Source organism: Acidobacteriota bacterium (assembly GCA_016184105.1).
In the GTDB taxonomy this organism is placed as follows: domain Bacteria; phylum Acidobacteriota; class Vicinamibacteria; order Vicinamibacterales; family 2-12-FULL-66-21; genus JACPDI01.
Window position 1 is genome coordinate 82676 of record JACPDI010000022.1, and the last position, 16424, is coordinate 99099.

The 16424-nt window shown below is 66.0% G+C and carries 14 protein-coding genes; all 14 read right to left on the minus strand.

The annotated features are described in order from the left end of the window. Positions 1-6 precede the first annotated feature (6 nt). A complete protein-coding gene (locus HYU53_08470; GenBank protein MBI2221229.1) occupies positions 7-690 on the minus strand; it encodes a response regulator transcription factor in 684 nt (227 codons plus the stop codon). Next, entirely contained in the window at positions 665-2371 is a 1707-nt protein-coding gene (locus HYU53_08475) for a HAMP domain-containing histidine kinase (GenBank protein MBI2221230.1), read from the minus strand. The genes HYU53_08470 and HYU53_08475 overlap by 26 nt, the downstream gene beginning before the upstream one ends. A gap of 113 nt (positions 2372-2484) precedes the next feature. Next, positions 2485-2652 carry an anion permease gene (locus tag HYU53_08480; GenBank protein ID MBI2221231.1) on the minus strand — a complete coding sequence of 56 codons (168 nt, stop codon included), beginning with the start codon at positions 2650-2652 and terminating at the stop codon, positions 2485-2487. Continuing rightward, positions 2574-3038, minus strand: coding sequence for an anion permease (locus HYU53_08485; protein ID MBI2221232.1), 465 nt, complete (start codon positions 3036-3038; stop codon positions 2574-2576). The genes HYU53_08480 and HYU53_08485 overlap by 79 nt, the downstream gene beginning before the upstream one ends. A gap of 17 nt (positions 3039-3055) precedes the next feature. Next, the gene (locus HYU53_08490) at positions 3056-4747 is read right to left on the minus strand and encodes a D-aminoacylase (GenBank protein MBI2221233.1); all 1692 of its coding nucleotides are present in this window, start codon (positions 4745-4747) and stop codon (positions 3056-3058) included. Positions 4748-4816: 69 nt separating this feature from the next. Beyond that, complete coding sequence (locus tag HYU53_08495) at positions 4817-7669, minus strand: TonB-dependent receptor (protein ID MBI2221234.1); 2853 nt, start codon at positions 7667-7669, stop codon at positions 4817-4819. 28 nt (positions 7670-7697) lie between these two features. Then, the gene (locus HYU53_08500) at positions 7698-8432 is read right to left on the minus strand and encodes a DinB family protein (GenBank protein ID MBI2221235.1); all 735 of its coding nucleotides are present in this window, start codon (positions 8430-8432) and stop codon (positions 7698-7700) included. A 259-nt stretch (positions 8433-8691) separates the two neighbouring features. Continuing rightward, positions 8692-10767 carry an MtrB/PioB family outer membrane beta-barrel protein gene (locus HYU53_08505; GenBank protein MBI2221236.1) on the minus strand — a complete coding sequence of 692 codons (2076 nt, stop codon included), beginning with the start codon at positions 10765-10767 and terminating at the stop codon, positions 8692-8694. Between the two features lie 12 nt (positions 10768-10779). Continuing rightward, entirely contained in the window at positions 10780-11760 is a 981-nt protein-coding gene (locus HYU53_08510; GenBank protein MBI2221237.1) for a DmsE family decaheme c-type cytochrome, read from the minus strand. Between the two features lie 304 nt (positions 11761-12064). Beyond that, complete coding sequence (nrfD, locus tag HYU53_08515) at positions 12065-13273, minus strand: polysulfide reductase NrfD (protein ID MBI2221238.1); 1209 nt, start codon at positions 13271-13273, stop codon at positions 12065-12067. A gap of 9 nt (positions 13274-13282) precedes the next feature. Next, a complete protein-coding gene (locus tag HYU53_08520; protein MBI2221239.1) occupies positions 13283-14041 on the minus strand; it encodes a 4Fe-4S dicluster domain-containing protein in 759 nt (252 codons plus the stop codon). A gap of 20 nt (positions 14042-14061) precedes the next feature. Then, positions 14062-14517, minus strand: coding sequence for a cytochrome C (locus HYU53_08525; GenBank protein ID MBI2221240.1), 456 nt, complete (start codon positions 14515-14517; stop codon positions 14062-14064). 1 nt (position 14518) lies between these two features. Beyond that, the gene (locus HYU53_08530) at positions 14519-14809 is read right to left on the minus strand and encodes a hypothetical protein (protein ID MBI2221241.1); all 291 of its coding nucleotides are present in this window, start codon (positions 14807-14809) and stop codon (positions 14519-14521) included. A 216-nt stretch (positions 14810-15025) separates the two neighbouring features. Then, on the minus strand, positions 15026-16420 hold the full coding sequence (locus HYU53_08535; GenBank protein ID MBI2221242.1) for an NAD(P)(+) transhydrogenase (Re/Si-specific) subunit beta: 1395 nt from the start codon (positions 16418-16420) through the stop codon (positions 15026-15028). Positions 16421-16424: the final 4 nt, after the last annotated feature.

Consider the following 16424-nt stretch of genomic DNA (forward strand, 5'->3'; position numbering starts at 1 on the left):
GACAGCCTAGACGGAAAACCGGTACCCCGCCCCGTGCACGGTCACGATGTACAGCGGATGCTGCGGGTTCGGCTCGATCTTACGCCGGAGTTTGGCGACGAAGTTGTCGACGGTGCGCGTGAGCGGGAGGTTGTGGTACCCCCACACGTCGCTCAGCAGCTGCTGCCGCGTGACCAGCTCTTCGCGATGCGCGATGAAATAGCGCAGCAGGTCGAACTCCCGTGACGACAGATCGAGGCATTCGCCGGCGCGCCGCGCCTGGCGCTGCGCGAGATTCACGACAATGTCGCCGAACGTGAACTCGACCGGCTCGCGGCCGTCGGCGGAGAGGCGGCGGAGCTGAACGCGCACGCGCGCGAGCAGCTCAGGGATGCTGAACGGCTTTCCGATGTAATCATCGGCGCCGAATTCGAGCCCGGTGACGCGGTCGATCTCGGCGTTTCTGGCCGTCAGCATGATGATGGCCATCTTGATCCCGGACGACCGAAGCCGGCGGCAGACGTCGTACCCGCTCATTTTCGGCAACATCACGTCGAGCAGCATCAGATCGGGCCGCTCGCGGGAGGCGACCTCCAGAGCTTCCTCTCCCGTACCGGTGGCCAGCACCTCGTACCCCTCGAACTCGAGGTTGTCACGAAGGATGACTTTCATCTCCGGCTCGTCTTCAACCAGCAGTATGCGCTGCGCCATGGCTCGTTTCGCTCGCGAGGGGAAGGAGCACGCGGAACTCGCTGCCTCTTCCGGGCTCGCTCTCCACGGAGACCTTGCCGCCGTGCGCCCGCACGATGGCGCGGACGATTGCGAGCCCTAATCCAAAACCGCCCCGCGCGCCGGTGTTCCGCCCGCGGTAGAACTTGTCAAAGACCCGCGGCAGGTCGTTCCGCGGGATGCCGATGCCCTGATCGCGTACCGCAAGACGGCCGTACCGGCCGTTGGCATCGACACTGATGACGACCTCTTGCGATCCGGGCGTGTACTTGAGCGCGTTCTCCACGAGGTTCACGATCACCTGCTCGAGCGCGGTCCGGTCCCCCTTCACGAACGGCGCACTCGGCGGGCACTCGAAGCGGATGGCCGCGTGGCCGTTCACACCCATCCGCTTCACGGCATCGCGAGCCAGCTCCCCCAGGTCGAGTTCCTGCGGGTCGTGCAGGTCCGCGGCGCACTCGATCCGCGAGAAGTGCAGGACCTCCTCCACCAGAATCGACAGGCGCGCGGTCTGAAGCCGCACGATGTCCACATATTCCCGGATCTTCTCCGGGGAGCGAACCCGCCCCAACCCGAGGGTCTCGGACGCGCCCGAGAGCAGCGCCAGCGGCGTCTTGAGCTGGTGGGACACGTTGGCGACAAAGTCGGCCTGCATCTGCGCGAGGTGTATCGCCTGGCGATCGACCATGACGGCGAAGAGCAGGCCGACGATGATCAGGGACAGGACCGCGCCGAACAGCCCGTAATTCCCGAGGCCCGCGGTCGCCGGCGGCACGCCCGCGGCGCTGACGGCCACCCGCCACTGCGGCGATTCGGGATGCGCCGCGAGCCACGTGCGCAGCGCCGTCGTCGGAAAGAAGAGCATCTGGATCTGCGCGGATGCCGACGGGGAATCCGCCTGCACGGGGGAACCGTAGGTAATCTGCCCGCGTTCGTCCCAGACGGTCAGCGCGAGCCGCGGAGCCGGCGGCACCGACGACAGAATCTTCGAGAGATGCTCCGTCTCGAGACGTTCGAACAGGCTGTCGCGGATGCGCTGCAGGTTGACCGTGTACCCGATGATCCCGAAGAGGTGCTCGCGTGCGGCGTCATCCCAGAGCAGGTGGATGACGAACTGGTACGGGACGCCGTCCAGCGTGCGCTCGTACACCGCAAAGCTGCGGCGGCTGGCCAAGGCCAGCTGCGCCAGCCTGCCGATTTCGTCGCTCGGGCGCGTGTCGCGGAAGAACGCGCCGACGGGCCGCCCGCCGGGTGCCTCGACCGAAAGCTCACGGACGCCGGGTTCGAGATAAGGCCGGTAGAACAACACCTGCCGCTCAAATCTCGCCGGCATGCGTTCGCTCCACAGGAAGAAGCGGTCGACGTATGGGTAGCGCGCCATCCCGTCGGTGAAGAACGCGGCCATGCGCGGGAGGTCGTATGCCTTGATTTCGGGGTGGCCGATCCCCTCGAGGGTATCCAGGACGGCACCATCGAACAGCACCCGCACCTCGCTGGCGAGCACCGTGACGGTACGTTCGCAGACCTGCTGAATGATGAGCGCGGTCTGCTGGCGCTGCTGGTCGGCTGACCGCCGCTGCAGGTACACCACCAGCATCGCGGCCACGACCAGCGCGCCGACGGCACCGAGCAACAGTGGCCGGAAGGGGAAACGGCGGCGCATCTCAGCACCTCCGCGCGCGGCGCGCGGGAACGGAACTGTTCGAGTGTTCCGATACGCTACAGAAGAACCGCCCCACGGTCAAGCCGCATGTCTGTAATAGCAGGCGGCAAGGCTCACGAGAACCCCAGCAGGGGGCATAGCAGCCGCAGCCCGATGAAAAGGATCCCCGCGCCGACAAGGTCGACGAGGAGGCCAAACCGCATCATCTGCGTGACCGGGACGATACCGGTGCTGTAGACGATCGCGTTCGGCGGCGTCGAGATGGGCAGCATGAACGCCATGCTCGCGCCGAGGGCGACATGGCCTTGCCGATCATGAAGCTGCCGATGAAGAGGAAGATGATGGGATTGGCGAACGGCGCGAACGCCTCGGCCGCCGGCGCGATGCCGGCGAGCGCGGCCAGCGTGACGCCGACAAGCGCGGTGGCTGGCAGCGGGATCGGCTCGGTCACCCACCAGCACACAACCAGGGTCACGACGGCGGCCAGGCGGTGCGCCTCGGATGACAATCCGCCTAGGGGCAGCAGCCACACGAGCAGGAACGCGATCGGCCCGGCGAACAGACCGACGGTGCGCCGCCAGTGCTCGAAGCGGGCTTCGGCAATCGAGACAACGCCTTCAAATGCCTCATCGTTGATCTCGTTGGTGAGCGTGGAGCCGGGCTGCATGCGCATCCTCTGCACGATTACGATGTCTTCCGGCGTACGCCGGGTCCGGAGAGCACTTTACCGGGAGTCGCGCCGGTATGCCGTCCCTGGTCGATCACAACGGTGCCGTTGACGAGCACGTAATCAATGCCGACGGGGAACTGCTCGGGGTCCTCGAACGTCGCCCGCTCCGCCACGCTCTCCGGTTTGAACAGCACGAGGTCGGCGAAGAAGCCCGGCCGGATCTGGCCGCGGTCGCGGTGGCCGAGGCGCTGTGCCGGGAGAGACGTCATCTTGCGGATCGCGTCCTCGAGTGGCAGCACCCGGTCCTCGCGCACGTATTTCCGGAGGACTCGCGGGAAGGTCCCGTAGTAGCGGGGGTGCGCCCTGCCACCGGGCCCGGCGGGGGACCCGTCGGAGCAGATGCTGCACCACGGTTGCTTCATCGCGTACGCGATGTCCTCCTCGGACATGGCAAACCACATCGCGGACACGTCGCCGTCCTGGAGCAGGAGAAAGTCGAGGATGGCGTCGCGAGGATCGGTCGCCCCGATCATCTTCGCGATCTCGTCCATGTTCCGGCCGACGAACTGCTCGGGCCTGTTCGGAACGCGCGTGATGACGATCCCCGACAGGCCATCGACCGACTTGGAGATGTTCCACCACGACGGATCTCCGCCGTCCTGCATCTCCTTCTTGATCCTCGCGCGATCTTCCGGGCTTCGCAGCCGTGCCAGCATCTTCTCCCGGCCGCCGTCGTGCGCCCAGTTCGGCACCGCGTTGACCATGCTGTGGTGCATGGCCGGCCACGGATAGATGTCGGCGGTGATGTCCACACCCTGGGCACGCGCCTCGAGGATCACGTCAACTGACTCCCGCATCAACCCCCAGTTCGGGCGTCCAGCGGCCTTGATGTGCACGACTTCCACGGGCAGTCGAGCGGCCCGTCCGATCTGGATGGCCTCGCGGAACGCGTCCACGACCGTTTCGTTCTCGCCGCGCACGTGTGTGGAGTAGATTCCCCCGTAGCGGGCGGCGACCCGCGCCAGTGCCGTGATCTCCCCGGTGGCGGCAAAGCTGCCTGGCGGATTGACCAGGGCCCCCATCAGGCCCGCGGCCCCATCTTCCATGGCCTGCGCGAGCAGTTCCTCCATCCGGCGCAGCTCTGCGGCCGTCGGCGGTCGCTTCTCATGGCCGAGCACGTTCATGCGCAACGTGCCGGCGCCAACAAGGGTCGCCACGTTCGTGGAGATGCCCTGGCGCTTCAACCGGTCGTAGTAACCATGAACCGTCGTCCAATCCACCCTGATGCCCTGCCGCAAGAGTCCCCTGCTGCGGTCTTCGAGGTAGCGGCCCGTCAAGGGCGCCATCGATTCAGTTTCGGCAAGCAGCTCGAAGGTCACCCCCTGGCGCACCTTCGGCTCGTTTCGGCCGTCAGCGAGCAGGGCCACGTCCGAGTGACAGTGCATGTCATAGAATCCGGGGGAAATCACGTAGCCGTGCGCGTCAATCGTCCGCGTCGCCAGCGCGTCGGCGAGCGACCCGATCTGCGCAATCCTCTCGCCGACGATGCCGACATCCCCGCTGAACCACGGATTGCCGGTGCCATCGACGATGCGGCCGTTTCGGATGACGAGATCGAATCTCGTCGTCGGCGCGGCGGACGAGAACAGCGCCCATCCGCCGGCGGCCCCGGCAATCAGCACCGTGATGATCGCTACCTTGCGCATGGTTCACGGCTCCTCGGTCGGCGTGGGACAGGGGAGCGCGTGTGACGCGCTCCCCCGCCCGCCCGGCAGCTAGAAGTCCAGCCGCATCCCGACGCGGAATACGCGCGGAGGGATGATCTGCAGAGGCCGCAGGTACGACGCTCCCGAGTTCCAGCTGATGCGCTCTTCGGCGTTCGAGTTCGCCATGTTGAACCCGTCGAGCAGCGCAGCCAGCCGGAGGGACCCGCCCAGGCGGAAGCCTTTCTCGAGGCGCAGGTCGAAGATGGTGACGTTGCGCTGGCGGTGCGTCTCCATCGGCTCGGCGAGCACCCGGATGCTGCTGCTGTAATTCAGCGATGTCGTGAACGTCCGGCCGTAGGAGGGTCCAGCCTGGTGCCGCATCGTGCCGGACACCTTCACGTCCCACGGGAACTGGTAGCTGCCCTTCACGTTCGCCGTCCACATCGTGAACCTGTAACGCCCCTCGTCGGTGTTGATGAGGTCGTTGGGGGTCAGCGGCAGCGCGTTGGAGCGGACGCTGTTTGGCGCCTGCCCTTCGGGGAACTCGTTGCCGTTGTGCGCGTTCTTCATCAGCGAGAACGCCGCGGCCGCCGACCAGCCATGGCTCGGGCGCTTGGTGACAGTGAACTCGTAGGTGAGATAGTTGCTGTCGCCGTGCGGAATGTTGCTCGTCTGGTTCAGCGAGGGCTTCCCGAGGTACTCCGGCGCGACCTGGAATCCAGGTATGCCGGGGCCATCGTCCGCGTTGCCGCGGGTGCCGTCCGGACCCGGATCGTTGATGATCACCGGGACCGTGAAGGCCTCGAACGGCATGTTCAGGTTCACCCTGGCGTACTGCTGCCGTACTCCGCGCCAGACCAGCCCTCCGCGGAAGCCGAGATCGGTCATCAGCTCGCGCTCGAACCAGGCCGCCATCTCGCTGGCGTACGTGTTCTGCAGATCCGGATCGAGCTGTGTGCTCGCCGCTCCGCCCGTCGTCTGGATCAACCGTCCCTCTTCGCCCGGATCCCAGCGGCCGTTCCTGTTGGGATCGGACCACGCGTAGCGGCGGAACCACAGGGCATCGTTCGGGTTCAACGATCCGGCCAGGCCGTTGCCCGGGTCGTACCAGTATTTCGCGTAGTTGAACTTGACGACGTTCTTGCTGTCCTCGGTCAGCGCGTACGTGGCGCCGATGCGGGGCGCGACGTGGTTCCAGACCTGCCAGTCATCCACCGCAGCAAACACGACTTCGGTGGGGTTGAACCGGCTCGCGGGATGCCGTTGTTCGGGCGTGAACGCGCGGAATCGATCGAAGCGGATGCCAAGGTTCAGGGTGAGGCGTTCCGGCAGCTGCCACGAGTCGTTCAGGTACGCCGAGTAGGTGTAGAGGCCGTTGTAGTTCGCACCCGGCTCAAACAGGTACACCTCGCGCGGCTGACCGTTGTTCATGACGTGCAGGACCTGCTCGGGGAACCCCTCGTTCACCTGGTCCTGCCACTCCTTGAGAATGTTTCCGCCCAGCTTGAAGTTGTGCGTGCCGTACCACCCATCCTTCGTGTAGCTGAGCGATCCGAGCACCTGCGGGCGGTAGCGATCCTGGACCCGGTTCTGGTTGCCTCCGAAGACCTGGCTGTTGCCGACGTCCTCGTAGCGGAGGTTCTCCGTCTTCCGTTCGAACGGGAAATGGAACCAGTAGCCGCCGACGCGGGTTTCGAAGAACATCGTGTTGCCGATGACGCGGTTGAATTCGACCTTCCACACGCCGCTGTTGTAGTCCTGCTTGACGGTCGAATCCGGGAGGACGTTGAGGGCGGCCGTGGCGCTCAGCCGGTACGCGTCAAAGCGGTTCTCCTGCAGCTTGCCGGTGTACTGGTAGTAGCCAAACAGCTTGTTGTTCGTGGAGAGCTGGTACGTCAGCTTGGCGGCATGGTTCCGGCCTCGCGACTCCTGCGGCTCGGGCGGGTAGTTCGTGTACCACTGCTTGAAGTTCATGTCGCGGAGCGACGCGTACCACCACAACCGGTCCTTGATCAGGTAACCGCCGGCACCGACGTTGAAGTCCCGCCACCCGTCCGTCCGGTTGACTTCGTCCGGCCCGAGGGAACCGCCGCCCGATACGCCCCTGGCGATCTGGTCGGCATCGATGTTCCGGGTCTGCATCGCCGAGTCCTGGTAGTCGGCGTAGAGCGAGCCATGGTAGGTGTTGCCGCCCGCCTTGCTGATCAGGTTCGTGAACAGGCCGGGCGAACCGGTCTCGGCATTGTGGCCGGCCGTGCTGATTGACACCTCTTCGAAGGACCCGTAGTCGCCGTAGAAGGAGAACCCGACGCCGCCGGTCGACGAGTTCGAGATGATTCCCTCGACGAGGGGCCGCTCCTGGCCTGTGATGCCGTACACGTTCACCGGCAGCACGGTCATCGCCGCGCTCCCGCCCACGTCGAATTTGGACACGACCACGCTGGGTGTCTGCGCGAGCAGGCCCCAGAAATCGCGCGATCCGATCGGCATGTCGGACATCACGGCCTTGTCGAACGTCGTCGTCATCGTCGTGGACTGGCTGTCGACGACCGGCGACTCCCCGGTGACGGTCACCGTCTCCTCCAGGCTCGCCACGCCCATCTCCGGGTTGACCGTGGCGGTGAAGCCGATGCTGACGCGGATGCCCTCGCGTCGGACGGTCTGGAAGCCGGCGAGCTCGTACACGATCGTGTACTCGCCGGGCGGGACGGCGGCGAACCGGTACGCCCCCTCTTCGTTGGTCACCGTGTTGCGGGCGCCCATCAGCGCCGGGCTCGAGATGGTGATCGTCACGCCGGGGAGCGCTCCGCCGGTGTGGTCGACGACCCTTCCGTTGATGCCGCCGGTCGAGCCCGTCTGCGCCGCCGCCGGTGCGGAGGCGGTCAGGATCAGAAGCGCCACGACGGAACAAATGCGGCCCATATGCCTTTTTCTCCTTTCCTCCCCGGGTTCAACGCCCTCTGCCCTGCCGCTCCTGGGTCCACGGCGGGACAATCCCGTTCACGCGCGCGTACGCGATCAGTTGACCGAGGTGCTCGCCGAAGTGGCGCAACCAGAAGAACATCACGCCTCGATACGTGTTGTCGCCAATCCACTTGACGGGCTGGTCGCCCTGCTCGTCACGCACGCGCAGGACCGCGGCGCGGATGTGCGCGAACGACGCCTTGACCGCCGCCACCACCGTTGCTTTGTCGCGCGTGTTCGCCTCGACGATGTTCTCGCCCACCAGGCTGCGCGCGTAGCGCTCGGGATCGCTGCGATCGACCGTCTCATGGAGATCGAATGGATACCCGCGTCCGCGGAGGTCCGCGGGAGGCTCCGTGCCGATGAGGATCGGCTGCACGAAGCCGCGTTGCGCGACGTGAAGCAGCACCTGGCTGACGGACCGGACACCCGCGCCCGGAGACCACGTGTACTTTTCCGGGGGGATCGCCTCGGCCAGGCTCACGAAGCGGCGCTCGAAGTACGCGAGTTCCTTGAGGAACTCGGCGCGGAACCCGGCCGTGGGTGCCGCCTGCGGCGGCACTGGCCGATCGTCAGGCGCCGCGGAGCGTGCTGAACGCGCGGGTGCGGAGAGCGGGAGCAGAATGGCGACGAGCGCCAGGAGAGGAAAGACATGCCCGCCATGTGTGGGCACGAGATCGCGCGTGTGCATGCTGCCGTCCTGTGCTCGGCTGATCAGCAAGGGTGGCGCTCATGCTAGCAGGCGTCGAAGGGCTGTCAATACGGCAATCTGCAATCTTTTGTATTTGTAACGCGCTGTAATTGATGTCTCGCGATTGTGCCGAAACAGAGAAGACGACGACAACACAAACAACAGGAGCCGGAAGGCAGGATCCAGGAATGTTTCTCCTGGTTCCCACCTCCCGGCTCCTGCGTGTTGCCTTTTTCTTCTTGCCTTTTACTTTTTCACTTTCACGTGACTTTCACGTTCGTGTCGAGCGCTACCAGAGCACCGACACCCGCGCCATGCCGGTGTGCGCCTTGTAGGGCCTGTACACGTAGCCCAGTAGCAAGGACGTCGGCAGGTCAGCCTGCGCGGTGATCGTGTCGGCGCCCAGCGCGAAATCCTCGACCTGGTACTCGTCGTACCAGTACACGACTCCCAGCGAGAGACGCTTCGACACGAGATACCGCAGGTCGATGGTTCCGCGCAGCAGGTCGTTTGTCACCGCCGGGAGCGGAACCGGCGTCGGCACGGCACTGCCCGCGATGGTGCTGTAGACGTAGGTCGCTTTCCCCTTGCTCTGATCCCAGCCGAACCGCAGATCCGTTCGCGGAAGCACCTGGATCAGATCGACGCTGGCCGAGAGCGTCTTGGTCGTGTCGTCCGAGTCGTCGCTCCAGTTGCGCGTCGGATCGGTGAACTGCGGGTTCGGCAGCGGGCTCGCGGTGCGCGAGAGCTGCAGCGCGGCGTAGTTCTCGTAGGTGTACGTCACGTCCACGGCAACATGGTCGTTCGGGGCCACGTTCGCGCCGACGCTGTACACCTTGTTCGTGTTGTCCCGCAGCCCGAACTCCGTGTCCTTGTAGTCGTCCTTGCCGGCCGCGACCGATCCGTTGAAGCCGAGGAAGGAGACCGGGTGCTCGTAGAGCGCCCGCACGGAGAAGTACTCGTTGCCGGTGACGTCGAACGACGTGCGGAACACGTTGTCCACCGTCTTCTCGAAGATCCGGAACGTCCGATCGCCCGTGTAGCGGCCGTAACCGACCTTCAGGGCGCCGAACGGGAACGGCGTGAACGACGCGTCCAGGTCCAGGTAGTCCCGCTTCACGCTATGCGGCTCGCTGGTCAGCGGGTCGGTCCGGTGCACGCCGTCGAACAGGATCCACTGCGGTGAGTGGAACTCCTCCGTGCGGTTGTCGAAGTCGTAGTAGCGGTAGCGGGCGTTCAGCCACACGTACTGGTTCGGCCGCGAGGTGAAGGTGAAGTTCGACGACACGATCCGCACGTCACCGTCGACGTTGGCCCGCGCGAGCGAAAGCACCGGCGCCGCGGTGTTGGTCGTGTACGGCAGAATCTCCGCGTCGCTCTTGACCGATCCGACGCCGAAGTACCCGGTGATCCGGCTGCGGCCCGGCAGCTTGTAGGACGCGGCGGTGCTGACCATGTGCCGCGTGCTGTCGGGCGCCGTCGCCAGCCGCGAGACCGACGGTCCGCGGCCGTCAGCGTACGCGGACGGATACACGCGGTCGGTGACCGCGAGCGGGTTGTCCCACATGATCGACTTGATGTCGTTGGTGAACCACGACCCGTCGTACCCCACGCGAACGAGCGCCTTCCGGTTGGACCACTCGGCCTTCATGCTGAGATCGTCGGTCCGGTTGTCGATTGGAACCGGCAGTTCGACCGAGTTGCTGAAGCCGAAGGAGGCGATGGAGGGCATCGCCCCGTCGCGCGTGAAGCTGTTGAAGCTCACGGTGAGGTCGACTTCCCGCGTGGGGGACGCCGACATCGCGAACGCCAGCGTGTCGCGCCGGCTTTCCAGGTCGACCGGCCTCAGCAGGGCCGGGGCGGCGACCTTCCGGGTGGTCTTGTTCGTGGCCAGCAACGCGCGCGTCGCCGGGTCCATTCTGAAGACGCCGGTCGATTCGACCGTGTACGGTGTCCGGGCGTCGTTGCTGTACAGCAGCGGCACCTGGTCGTAGTAGAACGAGGCTCGCAGCTTCCCAACCTTCAGGAACTCGCCCCAGAAGCGCTGGTCGCTGCGGCCCACGTTGTCCGCGCCAGCCTCGAACAACAGGCTGCCGGAATCGGAGTTGAACCGGAAGCGCTCGAGCACGCCGCCGTCTCCGAGGTCGCGATACCGCTGGAACCTTGCGGCGTCGCCGGTGATGTCAGTGCCCCGCAGCCCGAAGTCCACCTGCCCGGTCGTGGCGAACGAGCTGGCGGGTTTCGGGGCGGCGGTCACCTGGGTACTGCTCTCGGTCTTGGCGGACGCGGTCGCGGTCGGCGTCTGTGCCTGGGCGGCGGAGGCGGCGACCACGAGCGCGGCGAGTGAAACAATCACGTTGCGCATGTCAGTCTGCTCCTACCGCACGAAGAAGTTGCCGGCCGGATGATTCGAGCCGTGAATCTGCTGGTGGCAGTTCATGCACGAGCGCCCGAACAGGCGGTTGCTGGTCTTGGTCTGGGTCGCGTCGTAGATCGTCGCCGGGTGCCGCGAGTGCACGTGGCACCGCTGGCAGAGCATCGGCAGCTTGGCGACCAGCAGGCGATCGTTGTTCGTCCCGTGCGGGTCGTGGCACGTGACGCAGCTCTCGTTGGTCGGCGCGTGCTCGTAGAGGTACGGTCCGCGCTTCTCCGTGTGACAGCTGACGCAGCTCTCGTTGATCGAATCGCCAACCTTCAACAGCCGCACGTTGCTCATCGAGCCGTGCGGGTTGTGGCACGAGGTGCACTCCATCTTGCCCTCGCGCACGGGCATGTGCCCGGTGCGGTTCAGCTTTGCGACCTTGTCCTTGTGGCAGGTGCCGCACGTCTCGAGCTGGGTCGTCTTTTTCAGCTGCGACTTCTCGGACTTCGGCTCGTGCACGCTGTGGCAGGTGACGCATGACAGGTTGCGGCCGTCGTGCTGGCTGCCTTCCCAGGCGGCGCGGTCGCCGCGGCTATGACACGTCAGGCAAATCTGGGTGACATCCTTCGCCGTCATCGAACTCGGGCGCAGGATCTTGGTCTTGTCCCCGTCGCCCTCGACATGGGCTTTCCCGGGGCCATGACAGGATTCGCATCCAGCGGCGGCGGCGGGCGAGCGCGGATCCAGCGCGCGCGAGTGCGGGCTGCCGTGATACCCCTTCTTGCGGTCCTCATGGCAGGTCAGGCACGTTTCCTCGCCGACGTACTGGCTGCTGTCCTGCGCGGGGGCCGCCTGGGCCGCCGCCGCTTTCGCGGGCTCGGCTTTCGACGCCTTGGCCGACACGGGCTTCGCGGGCACGAACACGATCGCGAGCATCAGGATCGCGAGCGCGCCGCCAAGCCAGAGTGCCGGGGCCGTGCGGTGCAACCGGCTCATTACAGTCCCTCCCCTTACGAATGGCATCTGACAGTTCAGGTGTAAGAAATTACCGCAGGCCTATGGGCAACACTCGTGCCCTTCGTCCTGCTTGGCGTGTTCGTCGAAATGCGGCGGTTCTTGCCGCAAAGTCGGCAATTTTGGGCCTTTCTACCGGCAACCCGCCGAAAACGTCGACGGAAACCCGTTAGGGTCGAACGGGCAACGATGAAATTTTCCCCAGCCCCTCCGCGAAAAAAACCGCAGGGGACGCAGAGGACGACGTCCCCCGCGGTTGATGCCCTGTGGGCTCTGTGGCTGGCGATCAGAACACGCGGGCGCCGACCGCCGCGCCTCCCGGTTGCGCCGCGTGCGCCGGCTCGCGCTCTTCCCGCCACGGCGGCAGCAGCCAGAGCAGCACGGCAAGGATCGCCACCGGCAGAATCATGAGCAGGATCGCGGGGAGCATCCCCTCGCGCGTCGCGAAACCCATCTTGTAGGTCGTGTATCCAAGATAGCTCTTGGAGAAGAGCTGGCCGCCGATCACCACGTTCCAGCGCATGGCGAAGATGCCGATGAGCGTCAGCACGCCGGCCGACGCGTAGAGCGCACGCCGCGCCGGCGCGCGGAACCTCACGAGCTGGGCCGCGGCGAGCAGCGCCAGCGGCACGATCGTGCCCAGGATGATCTGCAACACGATCTGCGAGGTGAACAGGCGGGTCTTCACCATGAAGTCCAGCGTCTTGAACGACTCGTCCGATTCGTAGATGCGGTGCACCAGGTCCAGCATCTCGAGCGAGAAGTCGATCAGGAACGCGTAGAACAGGTAGCGCGCCACCGTGTCGAGGCACGGCATGTCAATCGGCACCTTCTGCAGCCGCGCGTAGGCCATGTACACCAGCATCACCGCCGCGATCCCCGACACGATCGCGGAGAACAGGAACACAATCGGCATCATCGGCGTGGACCACCACGGATTCGCCTTGATCGACCCGAAGATGAACCCGACGTAGCCGTGCAGCAGGAACGCCGACGGGATCCCGATGACCGTGACGATGTAGCCCACGCGGTGGTCGAGGCGCAATGACGCCGGGCTGATGTTGTCCGACCCGAGCGTCACGACGGTGTAGAACCAGCGCCTGAGCCCGGTGCTGGCGCGACGGCGCAGCACCAGGTCTTTCCGGTAGTCCAGCCAGATCTCCACCACCAGCACCGCCATGAGGTACCAGAGATAGACGAAGCCGAACATCGCCATCGCCGACGTGGTGTGCGGCGTCAGGTACATCTCGAACGACCGCTCCGGATGGCCCAGGTGCAGCTGCAGCGGGAGCGGCGCCACGAGCAGGAACGCCAGCGCGGTGAGCAGCGCGATCCGGTACGTCGGCTTGACCGCCTGCACGTTGAACACGCGCTCGAGCGAGGCGAGGATGAACGCGCCGGCCACGAGCCCGGTGATGAACGGGTACAGGACGATCAGCACGCTCCACTGCAACTCGATTTCGTTCGGGTACAGAAAGCCTTCAACAGGCGGCATCGCGTCTCCTCAACGGACGGACCCATCCAGGTCGTTGTAGTACACCTTCGGCCGCGTGGCCATCTGCGGCTTCAGCACCTGTACCTTGTTCGTGCGCAGGAACTCGTGGATGGGATCCGCAGGGTTCTTCAAGTCGGCCAGCCGGCGGGCCGAGGTCGGGCACGTCTCGCAGCACGCCGTCGTCAGCCCCTTGCTGATGCGGTGGTAGCAGAGCGTGCACTTGTCCGCCGTGTGCGTGCGCGGATCGATGAAGCGGCAGCCGTACGGGCACGCCTGCACGCAGTAGCGGCAGCCCACGCAGTAGTCCGCGTCCACCAGGACGACGCCGTCAGGGCTGCGGAAGGTGGCGCCCACCGGGCACACCTGCTCGCAGGGGGAGTCCACGCAGTGGTTGCACAGTTTGGGAACGAAGAAACTCTTCCACGCGCCCTGCTCGTCCGGCACGGGCGGGAAGCCGTCGAAGCCGCCGTTCGGCGAGTCGACGATCGGGTGCTCCGGATCCTCCGGGTTGATGCGATAGCGCTCGACCCACGTCCGGAAGAAGTACGGTTCGTCGGGAACGTCGTTCTCCGCCTTGCACGCCCGCACGCACGACCCGCACCCGATGCACTTCTCGATCTCGACGATCATCGCCCACCAGTGATCGGACGCCTGGTAGTTCGGGGCCGCCTGCGGCTCGCCCGCCAGCACGTGCTCCCACGCGATTGCCGCCGGGGCGCTCAGCACCAGCAGCTTTCCGCTCTGCAACAGGAACGTTCGCCGGTCCATCTATCTCTCTCCTCGCGCCCCTATGACACGCCCGGGGCGTGCGGCTGGTGACAGGTCGTGCACGTCTCGCCCCCCGCGTGGTCTGCGCTCTTCACCTGCGGAAACGCCGCCGGCCTGGCGGAAGTCTGCTCGTGGCACCGCACGCAAAGCTTCGCGGGATTCGGCTTGACGCCGGCGGCCTCCCCCGCCGCGTGTGCCGCGTGAGGCCCATGACAGCTCTCGCAGCGCACGGCCGCGTGCCTCCCGGGGGCGCGAGTGGCGACCACGTCCTCGTGACACTCGACGCAGCTCCGCTCGCCGCCGTGGACGACAGGCTTCTTCGCGGCGACCTCGAGCGCACCGGCGCGATAGTGGCCGTACGTGCCGAAGTCGGCCGGAACCAGAACAGCCTGCGTGATCAAAAAGAGGAAGATGCCCGCCGCGAACAGGCCGGCAAGGCGCAAGAGGTGCTCGTAGTCCTGGAACTTGAAGCCCATATCAGGTCCTCACCGTGACATTCCGCGGGACGTCCTCCGGGGTCCCCCGCGGGACCAGCAGCCACAGGCGATATGCGATCCACGCGCTGGCGCTCCCGACAACGATCGCCGCCGGTACGACGACAAACACAAACGCGCCGGCGTACGGGTTCCACCGATCCCCGCCGATCAGCGTGTTGACCACCAGCAGCACGACGAGAAACAACGCGTCGACCGCGAGAAACAGGCCCAGCAGGCCCGCGCCTGCCAGCATCACCCGCGCCATCCCGGACCACCACGGAGCAGAGCCCATGGCCCCTCCTTCACTTCGCAGTCGCTACGAAGCCGTGAGCCGTACCCTGAATGAACGAAACGACGGTTATGAAACGGGCGACGGGATGACGTATGACGCGTTGTGCAAGTGGACGGCCACCCCGAAAAATGGCCGTAATCAGGCGGGCGCGCCGGGAAACCGGTGAATAGACGGTATTCCGGCGCCGCCGTCGTGCCGAAATGCCGGCGGGGTTGGTTACGCCGTCTTCACGGCGGCGATCAAATCCATGATCGCCTTCTTGCCGTCGGCAAAGTACATGAGCGTGTTGTCGGCGGCGAAGAGCGGATTCGGAATACCGGCGAATCCCGGGCTCAGGCTCCGCTTCACCACGACCACCGTCCGTGCCTTGTCCACGTCGATGATGGGCATGCCGGCAATCGGGCTGTTCGGATCGGTCCGCGCGATAGGGTTGACGACGTCGTTCGCGCCGATGACGATGGCGACGTCGACCTGCTGCATGGTGGGGTTGATCTCGTCCATCTCCTTGAGCTTGTCGTAGTCGATCTCCGCTTCGGCGAGCAGCACGTTCATGTGGCCCGGCATGCGCCCCGCCACCGGGTGAATCGCGAACTCCACCTCCAGGCCCTTGCGCTCCAGCAGGTCTGTCAAATCCCGCACCGCGTGCTGCGCCTGCGACACGGCGAGGCCGTAGCCGGGGACGATCACCACGCGGCGGGCGCCGTCGAACAGCATCGCCACCTCTTCCGGCGAGGTCGACTTCACCCGGCCGGCGTACACCTCGTCCGCCTTGGCGACCGGGCCGGTGGCAACGCCGCCGCCCGTGAGCACGTTGCCCAGCGACCGGTTCATCGCGCGGCACATGATCCGCGTCAGGATGATGCCTGATGCGCCGACGAGCGATCCGGCGACGATGAGGACGCTGTTGTTGAGGACAAAGCCGGTCGCCGCCCCCGCGATTCCCGAGTAGGAATTCAGGAGCGCGATGGCGACCGGCATGTCAGCGCCGCCGATGGGAATGGTGAGGAGGACGCCCAGCATGGACGAGACCACGACGACTGCCACATACGCCCAGATGGCAGTCGGATCCACGACGACAATCGCGCCAAAGCCGATCGCGGCGAGGCCGAGGACGACGTTCACGGCGCCCTGACCGCGGAACACAATGGGGCGTCCCGGGAGCAGCCACTCCTGCAACTTGTCGAAGGCGACGAGGCTTCCCCAGAACGTGACGGCGCCAATCACGCCGGAGGCCGCCGTGGCGATGGTGAGCTGCAGCGTGGTCTCGGTTGCGTCGATGAGCGCGGCGCCCGCCACGAGCACGGAGGCCCCCCCGCCGAAGCCGTTGAGGAGCGCCACCATCTGCGGCATGCCGGTCATCGGCACCTTGATGGCCAGCAGGGCGCCGGCCAGGCTGCCAAGGGCAATGCCCGCGGCGATGGTGGCCCACGCCGCGGTGCCGGCACCCAGAATCTCGCGGTCCACGAGCGTCGCCACGATGGCGAGCAGCATGCCGAGCGCGCCGTACAGGTTGCCGCGGACGGCGGACTTGGGGTGCGCCAGCCCGATGAGGCCGAAGATGAAGAGGACGGACGCGGCGAGATACGCGAGATTGATGAGTGAGGTTGGCATCGGT

Coding starts and splice junctions, on each gene's coding strand:
- HYU53_08470 (MBI2221229.1), bottom strand. CDS start 690: ATGGCGCAGCGCATACTGCTGGTTGAAGACGAGCCGGAGATGAAAGTC.
- HYU53_08475 (MBI2221230.1), bottom strand. CDS start 2,371: ATGCGCCGCCGTTTCCCCTTCCGGCCACTGTTGCTCGGTGCCGTCGGC.
- HYU53_08480 (MBI2221231.1), bottom strand. CDS start 2,652: ATGGCGTTCATGCTGCCCATCTCGACGCCGCCGAACGCGATCGTCTAC.
- HYU53_08485 (MBI2221232.1), bottom strand. CDS start 3,038: ATGCAGCCCGGCTCCACGCTCACCAACGAGATCAACGATGAGGCATTT.
- HYU53_08490 (MBI2221233.1), bottom strand. CDS start 4,747: ATGCGCAAGGTAGCGATCATCACGGTGCTGATTGCCGGGGCCGCCGGC.
- HYU53_08495 (MBI2221234.1), bottom strand. CDS start 7,669: ATGGGCCGCATTTGTTCCGTCGTGGCGCTTCTGATCCTGACCGCCTCC.
- HYU53_08505 (MBI2221236.1), bottom strand. CDS start 10,767: ATGCGCAACGTGATTGTTTCACTCGCCGCGCTCGTGGTCGCCGCCTCC.
- HYU53_08510 (MBI2221237.1), bottom strand. CDS start 11,760: ATGAGCCGGTTGCACCGCACGGCCCCGGCACTCTGGCTTGGCGGCGCG.
- nrfD (MBI2221238.1), bottom strand. CDS start 13,273: ATGCCGCCTGTTGAAGGCTTTCTGTACCCGAACGAAATCGAGTTGCAG.
- HYU53_08520 (MBI2221239.1), bottom strand. CDS start 14,041: ATGGACCGGCGAACGTTCCTGTTGCAGAGCGGAAAGCTGCTGGTGCTG.
- HYU53_08525 (MBI2221240.1), bottom strand. CDS start 14,517: ATGGGCTTCAAGTTCCAGGACTACGAGCACCTCTTGCGCCTTGCCGGC.
- HYU53_08530 (MBI2221241.1), bottom strand. CDS start 14,809: ATGGGCTCTGCTCCGTGGTGGTCCGGGATGGCGCGGGTGATGCTGGCA.
- HYU53_08535 (MBI2221242.1), bottom strand. CDS start 16,420: ATGCCAACCTCACTCATCAATCTCGCGTATCTCGCCGCGTCCGTCCTC.